The following is a 14481-nucleotide window of genomic DNA, read 5'->3' as shown; positions in this document are numbered from 1 at the left end:
GATTGAAATCGCCCCCACAGGGGAGTCACCTTCAGCCGCGGCGCTCGACCATTGAGGCACCGCTTTTTTTGTGGGGGCGAATTCATTCGCCAAGCAGGCCGAAGGCCTGCCCTGGGAGTGTCAGGGGGCAACTGCGTTGCCCTTGGCGAATGAATTCGCCCCTACAGAGAAGTCACGTCCAGCGCCGTGCTCGACCATTGAGGCACCGCTTTTTTGTGGGGGCGAATTCATTCGCTAGGCAGACCGAAGGCCTGCCCTGGGGAGTGTCAGGGGGCAACTGCGTTGCCCTTGGCGAATGAATTCGCCCCTACAGGCCGCAACACCAGCGCACACAGTGCCGGCAGGAACAGCAGGGTCAACACTGTACCCACCAGCACGCCGCCAATCAGCACATAGGCCAGGGATGACCAGAACACCGAGAAGGTCAGCGGGATGAACGCCAGCGCAGCAGCCAGGGCAGTGAGCAGCACCGGGCGGGCGCGGCGGACGGTGGCTTCGATGATGGCCTCGCGCAGGGGGCGGCCGTGGGCCAGTTCCTGGTCGATCTGGTCGGTGAAGATCAGCGTGTTGCGCATCAGGATGCCGCCGATGCCGATCAGCGCCAGGATGGCGTTGAAGCCAAAGGGCTGGTTGAAAAACAGCAGCGCCGGCATGGCGCCGATCAGGCCCAGGGGCGCCGTGGCGAAGACCATGAACATCCGGCTGAAGGAACGCACCTGGAACATGATCACCACCAGGGTCAGCAGGATCATCACCGGGAACAGCACGGCCAGCGCCTTGTTGGCCTTGGCGCTTTCTTCCACCGGGCCGCCGATGGTCACCTTGTAGCCTGGTGGCAGCTTGGCGATCAGCGGTTGCAGGTCGGCGTACACGGCCTTTTCCACATCCGGCGGCTGGGTGCCCTTGATGATGTCGGCGCGTACTTCGAAGGTCAGCTCGCGGTCGCGGCGCTTGAGGATGGGCTCTTCCATCAGCGGCTGGAAGCGGCCCACCTGTTCCAGCGGCACCGAGACGCCGGCGGCGTTGGTAATGGTCAGGCCCTCGATACCGCCGAGGTTTTCCCGCTGGGTGTTCTGCGCACGGACCGTCACGGCCACGGTGCGGGTGCCCTCGCGCACTTCGGTCACCGGGTTGCCAGTGAGCAGGGCGTTGAGCTGGCTTTTCACCTCATTGGGGGTGAAGCCGAGCAGGCGCAGGCGGTCCTGGTCCAGCACCAGGCGATAGGAGCTGCTGCGCTCACCCCAGTCGATGAAGGTGTCGCGAGTCATGGCGTTGGCGGCGACCACGGCACGCACCTCTTCGCTGATCTGCCGCAGCTGGTCGAGGTTGGGACCGGATACGCGGAACACCACCGGGAACGGCACCGGCGGGCCGAATACCAGTTGGGTGACGCGCACCCGTGCCGAGGGGAATTCGCCGGCGGCGATGCGCGCCTGCATGCGTTCCCGCAGGGCATCGCGGGCCTTGGAGTCGGCGGTCTGCACGATGATCTTGGCGAAGGCCGGGTCCGGCAGTTCGGGGTTCAGGGAGAGGAAGAAGCGCGGAGCGCCGCCGCCCACATAAGCGTTGACCAGTTTGGTCTGGGGTTCTTCCAACAGGGCTTTCTCCACCTGGGCGACCACGGATTCGGTGGCCTTGAAGGCGCTGCCCGGCGGCATGTAGACCTCCACCAGCAGTTCCGAACGGTCGGAGTTGGGGAAGAACTGCTTCTTCACGATGCCCATGCCCAGGCCGCTGGCGACGAACGCCGCCACCACCAGCGCAGCGACGGTCTTGCGGTGGTTTACGCACCAGGTGACCAGGGCGCGCAGGCGCTGGTAGAGGCGGGTGGCGTAGAGCGCTTCATGGCCACCGGCGACGGGTTGGATCTTCGGCAGCAGCTTCACCCCCAGGTAGGGTGTGAAGAACACCGCCACCACCCAGGAGGCGAGCAGGGCGAAGCCGACGATCCAGAAGATGTTGCCGGCGTACTCGCCCGCGCCGGACTTGGCGAAGCCCACCGGCAGGAAGCCGATGACGGTCACCAGGGTGCCGGTGAGCATGGGCGCGGCGGTGGAGGTCCAGGCGAAGGTGGCGGCCTGGATGCGGTCGAGGCCTTCCTCCAGCTTCACCACCATCATCTCGATGGCGATGATGGCGTCGTCCACCAGCAGGCCCAGGGAGAGGATCAGCGCGCCGAGGGTGATCCGGTCGAACTCGCGCCCAGTCATCAGCATGATCACGAAGACGATGGACAGGGTCAGCGGCACGGCGGCGGTTACCACCAGGCCGACGCGGAAGCCCAGGGCCAGCAGGCTGATCAGCATCACCACGCCGAGGGCAACGAAGAACTTGATCATGAACTCGTTCACCGCGATGCGGATTTTCTCGGCCTGATCGGAGACCTTGTCGAACGTCACGCCCAAGGGCAGTCCGGCGTGGATGCGGTCTTCCTCGGCCTGGAGGGACTTGTCCAGTTCAAGGCCGTTGAAGTGCGGTTCCATGATCACGCCCAGCATCAGCGCCGGTTCGCCCTGGTGGCGGATGCGGTAGCTCGGCGGGTCCTCGTAGCCGCGCTTGACCGTGGCCACGTCGGCGATGCGCAGCAGCTTGCCGTTGGCGTTGATCGGTACGTTCTCGATCAGCTTCAGGCTGTCGAAGGCGCCATCCAGACGGATGTAGGCGCGTGGGCCGCTGGTTTCGACGAAGCCTGCCGGCGCCACGCCGTTCTGCTTGCCCAGGGCTTCGAAGATCTGTTCGGGTTTCAGGCCGAGGGTGGCCAGGCGTTGGTAGGAAAACTCGACGAAGATGCGCTGGGCCTGTTCGCCGAGGATGTTGACCTTCTTCACGCCGGGCAGGTTGAGCAGGCTCTGGCGCAGGTCCTCGGCCATCTGCACCAGTTGGCGGTGCGGCAGTTGGTCGGCCTCCAGCGCGTAGAGGGCGAAGTAGACGTCCGAATATTCGTCATTGAAGAAGGGGCCCACCACGCCTTGCGGCAAGCGTTTGGCTTCGTCGGAGAGCTTCTTGCGGGTCTGGTAGAAGAGCTGCTGGATGTCGCCCGGCCGGGTGGAGTCCTGGTACTGCAGCTTCATCGAGACGAAGCCGGGCTGGGCGATGGTTTCCACCCGGTCGTAGAAGTCCAGTTCCTGCAGGCGCTTTTCCAGGCGGTCCGCCACCTGTTCCTGCATTTCACGTGCGGTAGCGCCCGGCCAGGCGGCGGTGATGGTCATGGTCTTGACCGTGAAGGACGGGTCCTCGGCACGGCCCAGCTTGTTGAAGGCGATGGCGCCGGCGACCAGGGTGGCGATGATCAGGAAGAGGGTCACCGCCCGATTGCGCACCGCGAAGGCAGAAAGGTTGAAGCGGCTCATCTCAGTGCTCCAGGGCCAGCGACGGCGCCGGCAGTTCACGCACGCTGTCACCGGGGTTCAGCAGGTGGGCGCCAAGGGCGACGATGCGTTCGCCCGGCTGCACGCCGCCTTCCAGAACCGCCTCTTCCTGCTCCAGGCGCACCACGCGAACAGCGCGCAGCTCTACCTTTCCGTCGGTCTTGATGATCCAGACGCCGGTGCCCTGACCCTTGTCGTGCAGGGCGCCCAGCGGCACGCGAACCAGTTGCTGGTGGTCGGCGCCGTCCAGTTGCAGGGTGACGGTGGAACCGATGGCCAGGGCGGAGGAGTCGCCGCCCAGGGTGTAGCGGGCGCGGAAGGTGCGGGTGGTGGCATCCGCCGCGGCGGAGAGTTCGCGCAGGGTGGCCGGCACCGCGTCGCCAGAGGCGCCGTAGGGATAGGCGCGGGCTGTGTGATTGGCGAGGGAACGCTGGGTTTCCGGGATATCGATCACCGCCTCGCGCGCGCCGTCATGGGCGAGGCTGGCGACGATCTGGCCTTCGGCGACGACCTGTCCACGATCCACCCGCACATCGGTGATCACGCCGTCGCCGTCGGCCTGCAAGGTCGAGTAGGTCCGGCGATTCTCCACCTGGGCCGCTTCGGACGTGGCGGCGGCCTGTTCTGCCTGGGCAACCCGCAGGCGGGTGTTGGCCTGATCGTAGATTTGGCGAGACACGGCGCCGGTACCGGACAGGCGACGGTAGCGGGCTTCGTCGTCGCGGGCCTGGCGCAGTTCGGCCTCGGCGGCGGTCACGCGGTTGCGCGCGGCGCGCAGGGCCAGTTCGAAGTCGGTGTTGTCCAGCACCAGCAGCACGTCGCCACGCTTGACCCGGGTGCCCGGGTCCACCTTGCGGGCAATCACCTTGCCGCCGACGCGAAAGCCCAGGTCGCTGGCGGTACGCGCAGCTACTACACCGGTGTAGAGCGCGTCCTGCTGGGAAGCTGCCTGCACGTCTGTTGCGAGTACCGCCCGTGGCTGGGGCGCGGTGACCGAGGTGTCGGCTTGGCTGTTGCAGCCGCTCAAGGCCACCAGGGCCGCGGGAATCAGGGCGAGAAGGGCAAGGTGCGGACGATTCATGGAGCGATCCTCGGGTAGGGCGGCGACGGGGCGGAGTACCGCAGGTCGAAAATATGATAGGCATAATCTAATTTTGTGTATATATGTCACTCGTCATTTAATTCGTCAGCCCAAGGGCGAAGCGACCAACGGAGATGCCTGCGATGAACCAAGAGCAACAAGCCGTGCAACGCGATGCGGATTGCGGCGCCCCGTCTGCCGTCAGCAATGACGACTGGCAGGCCCTGGAATGGCAGCTGATGGCCCTGGCGCTGGAAGCCGAAGAAGAAGGAGTCCGGTCATGAACCCGTCGCGTCTGCTGCTGGTCATCCTCATGGCGCTGACCGCCCTGGGGGAAATCTCCACCCAACTACTGATTCCCGCCCTCGGCAGGATCGAGCAGGGTCTGGGCGCGGTGCATGGCGCCAGCCTCGCCGCGCTGTCTGGTTTCGTCGCTGCCTTCGGCATCGGGCAACTGCTGATGGGACCGCTGTCCGACCGCGTCGGCCGCCGGCCGGTACTGATCGGTGGTCTCGCCCTTTACCTGGCCGCCACCGCCTGGATGCTGCTGGCCGACAACATGACCGGCTTCATTCTCGGACGTGTCGCCCAGGGCCTCGGCGCCTGCGCCGCGCTGGTGCTGGCGCGAGCCATCGTCCGCGATGTATGGAAGGCCCAGGCCGCGCCGGCCCTGGCGCTGACCGTGATCGGCATGCTCAGTGCCATCGCCCTGGCACCGATGGTGGGCGGCCTGCTGACCCAGTGGGGCGGTTGGCACGCCCCTGTCCTGGCTTCGCTGACCATCGGTAGCGTCGCGCTGTTGGCGGTGCTGGCCTTCTATCGCGAATCCAATCCCAGCCTCGACCCCAAGGCCGGGCATCCGGCGACCCTGGCGCGGGACTACTTCGACCTGCTCAAGCAGCGCTCCAGCCGCGCCCTGGCCCTGACCCTGGCGGGCACCTACGGGGCGATGTTCGCCGTAGTGGCTGGCTCATCGGCTGTCTATATCGGCTTGCTGGGGCTGAACTCGGCGCAATACGGCATGGCGTTCGGCGCCACCATCTCCGGGCTGATCGCCGGGGCGCTGTTCACCCAGCGCAAGATCATGCAGCTGGGGCCGCAGCGTATCGTCGGCATTGGCGTCAGCCTCGTGGCTACCGGCGCCACCCTCACCGTGCTGGTGCACGCCACCCTCGGGCTGTCGGTGCTGGGCCTTTCCCTGCCGCAGGTGCTGGTTACCCTGGGCGGCGGCATGCTGATCCCCGCGTCGGTGGCTGGCGTGGTCATGCCCAACGCCCACCGCGCGGGGCTGGCCGCCGGTCTGATGGGCTTTTCGCAGATGCTCGGCGCCACGTGCAGCGGCCTGCTGCTGGGTGCCCTGCAGGATGGCACCGCCTGGCCGATGATCGGTTTGCAGGGCGTATTCGCCCTGAGCGCGTTCAGCCTGTTCAGCCTGATGACCCGCAAGGCCCGGAACGCTGCGGTTTCAGCGGCGGGGTAGGGGGCGGAAAGGCCTGAAAGGGCGACGCGAAGCGGGTGCAGCCGATAGGCGAGGGAAAATTGCAACTTCCCAAAGAAGGCCGCCGAAGCTTCGCGATCACTCGCGGATGGGGAAGGTGCCGCGACGGCCAGAGGCTCTTCTCTTTGGGGCCTTAATGGAAGTCTAGTTCGTGGGACCGCGGGACGAACGAAGTGCTGCCCGATCGGTCCCTTTCTCGATGGGACGGGGCCGCAATCAGCTGTACAGCCAGCGCTGCAGTTCCTCCAGGTTGGCTGCCACGATCTGCTGGGCCGCGGCCTTGGCCTGCACCTTGTTCTGGTCGATCTGGTAGCGCTGCAGCACGTACTGCACCAGGGCGCCACGGGTATCCAGCACCAGACGGCCGTCCTGCATGCCGTAATCGACTTCGATCAGCGCCTTCTGCGCCGGCTTGAGGCGCGGGTCGGGCTCGATGATCACCTGTACCTGGGTGTTCCAGCCTTCATCCTGCTCACGGCCAAAGTCCGATGTGTCCAGCAGCTCCGGCACGCCGCGCAGGCGGCTGAGGACGAAGTCACGGTAGGCGCGGTTCTTCTCGCAATAGGCGCGCACGTGCCAGCGCATACCGGTGTAGATCAGCGTGTGCGGGGCAATCAGGCGGATCTCCGGGGCAGGGTTGGCCAGGGAGACGTACTCGGTCTCCAGGCGCAGCCCCTCGCGGCAGGCGCGCAGCAGCGGGCGCAGCACTTCCGGGCGTACCGAGCGGTCCGGCACCTTGAGCACTTCGGTGTGGGCATAGGCCAGGGCCAGGCCCTCGATATGGGGGGCGCGCTCGTGGTTCTGGTTGAGCAGGTGGAGATAGGCATCGGCGCTGTCGTCGATGAACAGCGGGCGGAACTGCTTGCTGGGGACGTAGCCCTTCAGGTGCTTGTCATATGTCAGGTTCCTGGGCGCATGTTCACCGATGTAGGTGTTGATGTCCTTGGACGCCTGTTGGCGGCTGATGCCGAAACTCTGCATCAGGTGATTGGTGGTCAAGCGCCCTTCCCACCAGGCCACGGTCTCGATCAGGCGGTAGCGCAGGGCCAGGTCCCAGCGCACGTGTTCGATCGACTGCTTGCGTTTCATGGCGTGCCTCCATCCGTGCCAAATGTTTACCTGTACACATCTACATTCTAGACCTGTCGCCTCACGCTACATATGTTTGTGGCGTCGGGCAAGACTGCCCATTCTGGAGTGGGGAATGAGTGCCATGGAACTGACCTGGGCCTTGCTCGGCGGTGCGATCCTGCTGATTGCGTTGCTGATGCTGGCCCTGTTCTGGCAGGAGCTGCGGGTGCGCTACTGGCAGGAGGCGCTGGCCGACATGGGGCGCCGGCAGCATGAGCTGCAGGCTGCCAATGATGCCCTGCGCCGGGAGAACCGTCGGCTGCGGGAGGCTGACAGGTACCTGGCCCGGCCGGCGGGATCAGCGTGATAGCTGCGCTGGCAGCGAAGGGTTCGCCAGACAACCTGTTTTGGAAGGGCAGGGCGCAAGCCCGTAGGATGTGGCGAACCTGGGCATCGCCCGCCGGACCCCACGGAAGCCCGGCGTCATGGAAGGAGACTGGACACAAGCATGGAACAAGGGCCTTGTACGACTTCATCATCGGCGGCGGCTCAAGGAGATCAGCATGCAGCTGGCTGATTATCTGATGGTGACAGGTCGTCGCCTGGTGCCCATCCGCCGCCCTGGCGCAGGACAGTTGTCATGCGCTGGCCGTAAGCTGTGCCAATCGTTCGATCGAGTGTTGTACATGAGGCGCATTCTAGGCCTGTTGCTGTTGTCACTATCCTTCGCTGCCGCTTCGGCAGATCTGCACATGCTCACCGACAACCACCCGCCGCTGCATTTCGAGCGCAATGGCGAGATCGTCGGCTTTGCCGTGGATGTGGTGCGTGCCCTGGCGGAGCAGGAGGGCGACAACATCCGGATCGAGCGGGAACCTCTGCTGCGCGCCCTGGCCGACGGCAGCAGCGCCGCCAACACGGGGCTGTTCACTATCTTGCGTACGCCCGAGCGTGAGCGGCGGTACTTGTGGGTGGGGCCGTTGATGGACGTGGAGACGGCGTTCTACGGGCGTAGCGATTCTTCCAGCCAGGTGCGCACCCTGGACGAGGCTCGCGCCGTACCGCGCATCGTCGTGCCGCGCAAATGGGTTGCCTATGCGCAGCTGCAAGCGCTTGGCTTTACCAATCTCTATGGCGTGGACAGCCCGGAACAGATGATGCGGCTGTTGAAGTTGGGGCGTACCGACCTGATCGTCACCGATACCCTCACTGCCGCGACGCTGGCCGGCGAGGAAGGACTACCGCCTGACATGCTGCGCTACCAGATGCCGTTGGCGAGCCAAGGAAGCTACATCGCCTTCTCCCTGCAGACTGACTGGCAAGTGGCCGCCCGCTGGCAGGCAGCGTTGGAGGCCATGCGCAAGGATGGTCGGCTGCAGCAGCTGCGCCAGCGTTGGAAGCTGGACCAGCCGCTGCGCTGACTGGCGCGGAATGACAGTTGTACGGGACCCGACCGCCGGTGCGCACGGCGCACCCTACGGTTGGACGGTAGCGTGCGCTTGCTGGCTCCCGCCACTCACCACTGTCGGCTTGAGCGCCCGCGCCACTTCGCCCTGGATCTTGTAGGCCGGGGCTTCCACCGCGTTGTAGTCGCGGGTGTAGCGCTTGGCGAAGTCCGCCACGCCCCATTCCAGGTACTGCTTCACGTGGTGCAGCTCGTGGGCCCAGAGGGCGACGTTGTTCTGCGCGTCGTCTTCACTGCGGAAGACGATCACGTCCACCAGGGTCACGGCTTCCACGTCGGGGTTCTGCATCAGGGTATTGGCGGCATTCGCTTGCTGGTCGACGCCCACCTTGTAGCGCGCCGTGTCCAGTACCTGCAGGTCGTAGTACGGCTCCAGTTGCGCGCGGATATGCAGCGGAATGGGATGCAGCAGGGTATCGGGCATGTTGTTGCGCGACTCCACGATCCACTGTTGCAGGCTGGTGGCGGCCATCTGGTTGACGCCCTCCAGCAGTGGCGCCATGTCTCCCGGGCTGCCCGGCGCGCAGAAGCAGGTCACCACGCAGACCTCCGATTGCCCGGCGGGGCAGGCGAGGGCGGCGGTGGAAGCGAAGGACAGGGCGAGGATGGTGTGGCGAAGGAGCGTACGAGGGGATACAGCGAACAAGGGGCCTCCCGGAGGCGCGGACTGCGCGCGCCATTATGGACAGCGACGGCGGGGATTGGTTGCGCAATCCCCCGCCGGCCGTCGGCCGGGAGCCGGTTCAGTCTTCGTCGTTCAGGTAGCTGACCTTGCGCAGGTCAGGCAGCAGCAGGCAGACCACCAGGGCCACGCCGCACATGAACGACACGTAGATATAGAAGTACTCCTCCACGCCCAGGCTCTTCAGGCCCAGAGCCACGTACTCCGCCGAGCCACCGAAGATCGCGTTGCCCACTGCGTAGGACAGGCCGACGCCGAGGGCGCGGATTTCCGGTGGGAACATCTCCGCCTTGATCAGCCCGCTGATGGAGGTGTACAGGCTGACGATGGCCAGCGCGAGGATGATCAACCCGAAGGCGGCAAAGGGGCTGCTGACGGTCTTCAGCGCGGACAGGATCGGCCAGGTGCAGAGCATGCCCAGGGCGCTGAACCAGAGCATCGAAGTCTTGCGTCCGATGCGGTCGGACATGGAGCCGAACAACGGTTGCAGGCACATGTAGACGAACAGGGAGAAGGTCATCACGCCGCTGGCGGTCTTGGCGTCCATGCCGGCGGTGTTGACCAGGTATTTCTGCATGTAGGTGGTGAAGGTGTAGAAGATCAGCGAGCCACCGGCGGTGAAGCCCAGCACGGTGAAGAAGGCGCGTTTGTGGTGGGCGAAGAGCTCCCCGAGGGTGCCTGCCTCCTTGCGGTGGAGGTTTTCGGCCTTGGCTGTTTCATTCAGCGAGCGGCGCAGGTAGAAGGCGATGACGGCGGTGGCCGCGCCGGCAACGAAGGGAATTCGCCAGCCCCAGTCGCGCAGCTCGTCGTTGGTCAGCAGTTGTTGCAGTACCACTACCACCAATACCGCCAGCAGCTGTCCGCCAATCAAGGTCACGTACTGGAAGGAAGCGAAGAAGCCGCGCTGGCCTTTGAGCGCGACCTCGCTCATGTAGGTGGCGCTGGTGCCGTACTCGCCGCCCACCGAAAGCCCCTGGAACAGCCGTGCCAGCAACAGCAGGGCCGGCGCCAGGACGCCAATGGTTTCGTAGGTGGGCATCACGGCTATGGCCAGCGAGCCGCCGCACATCATCAGCACCGAAATCATCATCGCGGTCTTGCGCCCCTTCTTGTCGGCGATGCGGCCGAACATCCAGCCGCCGATGGGGCGCATCAGGAAACCGGCGGCGAATACACCGGCGGTGTTGAGCAGTTGCACCGTGGGGTTGTCGGAGGGGAAGAAGGCGTGGGCGAAATAGATGGCGGTGAAGGCGTAGACGTAGAAATCGAACCACTCCACCAGGTTGCCGGACGAGGCGCCGACAATGGCCAGGATGCGCGTGCGGCGTTCCTCGGCCGAATACTGGGGAATGGAGGCGGATACGTTCATGGAACCTCCCTTGTGGCTAGCGAGCGATTTCCGAAGGGCTGAGTGCGCTGAAGGTGTGGGAAATATTTGGAAACATTATAGGCGGCAAGGTTCCCGGAGGTTTCGCCTGGCGCTATCGTCCAGTGCGCCGCGCAAGAACGATCAAGTGGCGCCAAGGCGGGCAGGGCACACTGCCCCGCGTCTCGAAGGAGTGATCATGCAAGACCCCATCGGAAAGGCCCTGTGATTGATCGAAACTGACATCGATGGCCGTTTCGACCTGCAGGCCGCCGACGCGCCGGAGTTCGAGCGCTACAGCGCCGATTTCGACCCCATGGCCGGTACCGCCTGGGTGGATATCCGGGTGCCGCTGAAGGACTGAAAAAGGGGAGACTGCCGACGGCCTGGCGGCCTAAACTGGGCGGCATTTTCGTCAGGCCCATTGCCCATCTATGCGGAATACGCAGGTATCAAGTCGTTGCCGAGCGTTGTGGACCGCCGCGTTGCTGTTTACCAGCGCGTGGCTGCCGTTCGGTCATGCCAGTCAGCCGGCGGAGTACCGCATCGGGGTGGAGCAGGTGGACTACTACCCGATCTTCTCCGCCGCGCCGCCGGACTACCAGTACCGTGGCTACGCCCGCGACCTGCTGGACCTCTTCGCCGAGCGTGAGCACCTGCACTTCACCTATGTGGCGCTGCCCGTGCGGCGCCTGTTCCATGCCTACTGGTCGGGCCAACTCGATCTGGTCTTCCCTGACAACCCGCGCTGGGACGTTGCGCAGAAGCCGGCCGGCATCACTTATTCACAACCGGTGCTGCAGTTCCAGGACGTCATGCTGGTGTTGCCGGAACGCAATGGAAATCCGCGCGAGACCTTTGGCCGGCTAGGGTTCGTTCGTGGTTTCACGCCGTGGAAATTCCAGGACGACATCGCCGCCGGACGGGTGACCATCAAGGAAGCGCCCAACCCCGAAGGCCTGATCCACATGGCCCTGGCCGGCTACATCGATGCCGCCAACATGGCGCGGCAGGTGGCGCACTTCCACCTCAAGAACCTGGGACGCGAGCAGGGTCTGGTGGTTGAGCCCAAACTGCTGCCCATCAGCGACAGTTACTACCACCTCTCCAGCATCCGCCACCCAGGACTGATCAAGCGCTTCAACGCCTTCCTGCAACGGGATCAGGCAGCGGTGCAGGCCATGAAGGCCAAGTACGAGCTTTGAGACACGGCATAGCCGGTCAGGCCAGCTCGAATACTTCCATCAACTCCCCGAGAAAGGTGCTCACCAGTTCGCTCTGGCGGGTGGAGCGCCGTACCGCCGCGTGGAACTGCACTTCATAGCTCAGTTGCTGGGGGTTGAGCGCGCGAACCTGGTCCAGTTCAACGTGCCGCGCCGCGTAGTGTTGCGGCAGGAAGCCGAGGTGCTGGCCGGAGAGAATCAGCAGGGCGGCGCCGTCCATGCTGTCGGTGAGGGCGGTGAGGTGGTCGATGGCGGCGGGCGCCGGCATCTCCGGCAGCGGATGACTGGGCCAGACCCACTCGTGCCCGGCCACCTCCGTGCTGTCCAGCGCTCCGGCCTTCGCGTAGAGCGGGTGCGAGGCGCTGCAATAGGCCAACTGGGTTTCGTTGAAGAGGGCAAAGTAGTCGAGGCTGTCGAGCCTCCGCCAGAAATAACCGATGGCGAGGTCCAGGTGGCCGTTCACCAGCTTCTCTTCGAGGAAGGATGACGACAGCTCGGTGAACTGGAAGTACAGGCCCTGGTTGCGGGCGCGCAGGCGGGCGATGGCCTGGGCGATCTTCTTGTTGGCCGTCGGGTCGATCTGCCCCAGCAGGCCGATATTCAGGGTGCCGCTGAGGGTGCGGTTGATGTGCTGCACTTCCAGGCGGAAGCCTTCGGCGGCGGCCAGTAGGCGGCGCGCCGCTTCGACGAACTGGCTGCCCTTGGGCGTCAGCGCGAACCCCGCCCGGCCGCGCTGGCAGAGGCGAAAGCCCAGGCGCGTTTCCAGCGAGGCCAGCTGCGCGCTGATGGTGGGCTGCGAAGTGTTCAGCGCGGTCTGCGCCGCCGAAATGCCGCCCGCCTCGACGACGGCGAGAAAGACCCGGATCAAGCGGATATCCAGTTCGGACACGTTGCCCAGCATGGGACCTCCAGAGTGCATTACATAGATGTTGATCTATGTGAACAGTTAGGCCTGGCTATTTTACGAGCCCGGTCGGGCGCCTAGATTGCCATCTCAGCGATAGCTCGATGCCCGCCGGATGCGGGGAAGAGCCAGGTCGCGGGCGCGCCATCATAGGGCGCCCCGGGTAGCGTTCGCCACAGGGCTCGGGCTGCGTTACCTCACCCAACATAGATGAACCCGATGTATGGCCGGGGCCGTGCGTGGCCGCTGACAGCATCATCACAAGAACAACAGTTCGCTCGACCAGGAGCGAAGGAGCATCCCATGTCAGGGTCCACCCAGCCCGTGCACGCTGCCGAAGCCGGCGGCGGCCTGGCCATCGAAGGCCACTCGATCGACTACATCCCCGAATCGGAGCGCCATGCCCGGCTCGGCAGCCAGGGGCCGTTCTGGTTCCTCGGCAACTTCCACTTCTTCACCATTTCCATCGGCTTCGTCGGCCCCGCCCTCGGCCTGTCCGCCCTGTGGACAACCCTGGCCGGCGCACTGGGCATCATGTTCGGCACCCTGTTCATGGCCTTCCATGGCTCCCAAGGGCCGGAGATGGGTTTGCCGCAGATGATCCAGTCCCGCGCACAGTTCGGTTATCGCGGCGTGGTGCTGGCGCTGCTGGCGACCCTGTTCGTGTTCGTCGGCTTCAACGTGGTCAACGTCACCCTCATCATCGATGGCCTGAACAAGGTCTTCGGGCTCGAACCGCTTCCGGTGGCCTGTGGGGTGATCGCCGTTGGCGCGCTGCTGTCGATCTACGGCCATGACCTGATGCACAAGGCGTTCAAGTGGGCGCTGATGCTGACCCTGCCGCTCTATGCGCTGGTGACTGTCGCCCTGATGTTCGGCGCCGGGCAGACGGAGGCCGCCGAGCCGGCCAGCCTCGGTTTCAGCTGGGTCGCCTTCGCCACGCAATTCGCCATCGCCGCCAGCTACAACATCTCCTATGCGCCCTATGTCTCCGACTACTCGCGCTACCTGCCGAAGAACACCAGTCGCGCGAAGCTGATTACCGCCATCTTCCTCGGTGCTTCGCTTTCCGGTGGCTGGATGATCGGCCTCGGTGCCTGGCTGGCCCAACTGCTCCAAGCCTCCGATGCGCTGGTGGCGCTGGACCGCGTGGGCAGTGCCCTCCTGCCTGGGCTGGGCAATGTGCTGGTGCTGGTCTCGGTGCTCGGCTTCCTGCCGGTGATCGCCCTCAACACCTACAGCGCCATGCTGACCCTGCTCACCGGGATCGACTCCGTTCGCCGCATCAACCCCACACCGCGCGCACGGGTGCTGTCCATCCTCGTCATTACTTTGGTGCTGCTGGCCTGCGTGCTGTCCATTCGCGGCAACGGCATTTCCATCCTCAATACCTTCCTGGTGCTGATGCTCTACTTCCTGGTGCCCTGGACCGCCGTGAACCTGGTGGACTACTTCTTCGTGCGCAAGGGTCGTTACGCCATTCCGCACTTCTTCACGCCCAAGGGCATGTACGGCGCCTGGCAACTGCGCGGCATCGTCTCCTACCTGGTGGGCTTCGCCTGCATGGTCCCGTTCTTCTTCATCTTCGATGCGTCGGCGGGCGAGGAAGTCTTCATTGGCCCCATGGCGCGCCTGCTGGACGGTGTGGATATCGCCTGGCTGGTGGGGCTGGTGGTTTCCGGGCTGACCTATTTCATCCTCAGCCGCTCGCTCGACCTGGAAGCCGAGCGCCGCACCATCGACGCCATCAGCGAGCGCGACATCCTCGCCGTGGCCCGACCTGGCTCAAGCCAGGCGTCGTGAACCTGACAACAGGGAGTACC

The 14481-nt window shown here is 65.0% G+C and carries 13 protein-coding genes; 7 read left to right on the top strand and 6 right to left on the bottom strand.

Going from position 1 to position 14481, the window contains the following annotated elements; translation table 11 throughout:
• Nucleotides 1-266: 266 nt before the first annotated feature.
• On the bottom strand, nt 267-3350 hold the full coding sequence (locus E8F06_RS28340; protein WP_280372478.1) for an efflux RND transporter permease subunit: 3084 nt from the start codon (nt 3348-3350) through the stop codon (nt 267-269).
• A gap of 1 nt (nt 3351) precedes the next feature.
• On the bottom strand, nt 3352-4449 hold the full coding sequence (locus E8F06_RS28335; protein ID WP_280372477.1) for an efflux RND transporter periplasmic adaptor subunit: 1098 nt from the start codon (nt 4447-4449) through the stop codon (nt 3352-3354).
• 143 nt (nt 4450-4592) lie between these two features.
• Here E8F06_RS28335 and E8F06_RS28330 point away from each other — a divergent pair, with 143 nt between their 5' ends.
• Nucleotides 4593-4733 carry a hypothetical protein gene (locus E8F06_RS28330; protein WP_280372476.1) on the top strand — a complete coding sequence of 47 codons (141 nt, stop codon included), beginning with the start codon at nt 4593-4595 and terminating at the stop codon, nt 4731-4733.
• On the top strand, nt 4730-5929 hold the full coding sequence (locus E8F06_RS28325; RefSeq protein ID WP_280372475.1) for a multidrug effflux MFS transporter: 1200 nt from the start codon (nt 4730-4732) through the stop codon (nt 5927-5929). The genes E8F06_RS28330 and E8F06_RS28325 overlap by 4 nt, the downstream gene beginning before the upstream one ends.
• 234 nt (nt 5930-6163) lie before the next feature.
• Here E8F06_RS28325 and E8F06_RS28320 read toward each other — a convergent pair whose 3' ends face one another.
• On the bottom strand, nt 6164-7036 hold the full coding sequence (locus tag E8F06_RS28320) for a WYL domain-containing protein (RefSeq protein ID WP_280372474.1): 873 nt from the start codon (nt 7034-7036) through the stop codon (nt 6164-6166).
• A gap of 115 nt (nt 7037-7151) precedes the next feature.
• On the opposite strand from E8F06_RS28320, the gene E8F06_RS28315 reads away from it, so the two are divergent.
• On the top strand, nt 7152-7385 hold the full coding sequence (locus E8F06_RS28315; RefSeq protein WP_280372473.1) for a hypothetical protein: 234 nt from the start codon (nt 7152-7154) through the stop codon (nt 7383-7385).
• Nucleotides 7386-7704: 319 nt separating this feature from the next.
• The gene (locus E8F06_RS28310) at nt 7705-8439 is read left to right on the top strand and encodes a transporter substrate-binding domain-containing protein (RefSeq protein WP_280372472.1); all 735 of its coding nucleotides are present in this window, start codon (nt 7705-7707) and stop codon (nt 8437-8439) included.
• Nucleotides 8440-8493: 54 nt separating this feature from the next.
• Here the strand turns inward: E8F06_RS28310 and E8F06_RS28305 are convergent, their stop codons facing one another.
• The gene (locus E8F06_RS28305; protein ID WP_280372471.1) at nt 8494-9129 is read right to left on the bottom strand and encodes a DUF4157 domain-containing protein; all 636 of its coding nucleotides are present in this window, start codon (nt 9127-9129) and stop codon (nt 8494-8496) included.
• Between the two features lie 97 nt (nt 9130-9226).
• Nucleotides 9227-10534 (bottom strand): MFS family transporter, encoded by a 1308-nt coding sequence (locus E8F06_RS28300; RefSeq protein WP_280372470.1) that lies wholly within the window; start codon nt 10532-10534, stop codon nt 9227-9229.
• Between the two features lie 226 nt (nt 10535-10760).
• Between E8F06_RS28300 and E8F06_RS28295 the strand changes: the two genes are divergently transcribed.
• Complete coding sequence (locus E8F06_RS28295) at nt 10761-10895, top strand: hypothetical protein (protein ID WP_280372469.1); 135 nt, start codon at nt 10761-10763, stop codon at nt 10893-10895.
• Nucleotides 10896-11016: 121 nt separating this feature from the next.
• Entirely contained in the window at nt 11017-11736 is a 720-nt protein-coding gene (locus tag E8F06_RS28290; RefSeq protein WP_280372468.1) for a transporter substrate-binding domain-containing protein, read from the top strand.
• 16 nt (nt 11737-11752) lie between these two features.
• On the opposite strand, the gene E8F06_RS28285 is transcribed toward E8F06_RS28290, so the two are convergent.
• Nucleotides 11753-12655, bottom strand: coding sequence for a LysR family transcriptional regulator (locus tag E8F06_RS28285; RefSeq protein WP_280372467.1), 903 nt, complete (start codon nt 12653-12655; stop codon nt 11753-11755).
• 306 nt (nt 12656-12961) lie between these two features.
• Here E8F06_RS28285 and E8F06_RS28280 point away from each other — a divergent pair, with 306 nt between their 5' ends.
• Nucleotides 12962-14461, top strand: coding sequence for a cytosine permease (locus tag E8F06_RS28280; RefSeq protein WP_280372466.1), 1500 nt, complete (start codon nt 12962-12964; stop codon nt 14459-14461).
• Nucleotides 14462-14481 lie beyond the last annotated feature (20 nt).

Source organism: Pseudomonas sp. BN411 (assembly GCF_029871235.1).
Classification (GTDB): Bacteria; Pseudomonadota; Gammaproteobacteria; order Pseudomonadales; family Pseudomonadaceae; genus Metapseudomonas.
Note: the sequence above shows the minus strand (reverse complement) of the source record. Positions and strands in the feature narration are given on the sequence as shown.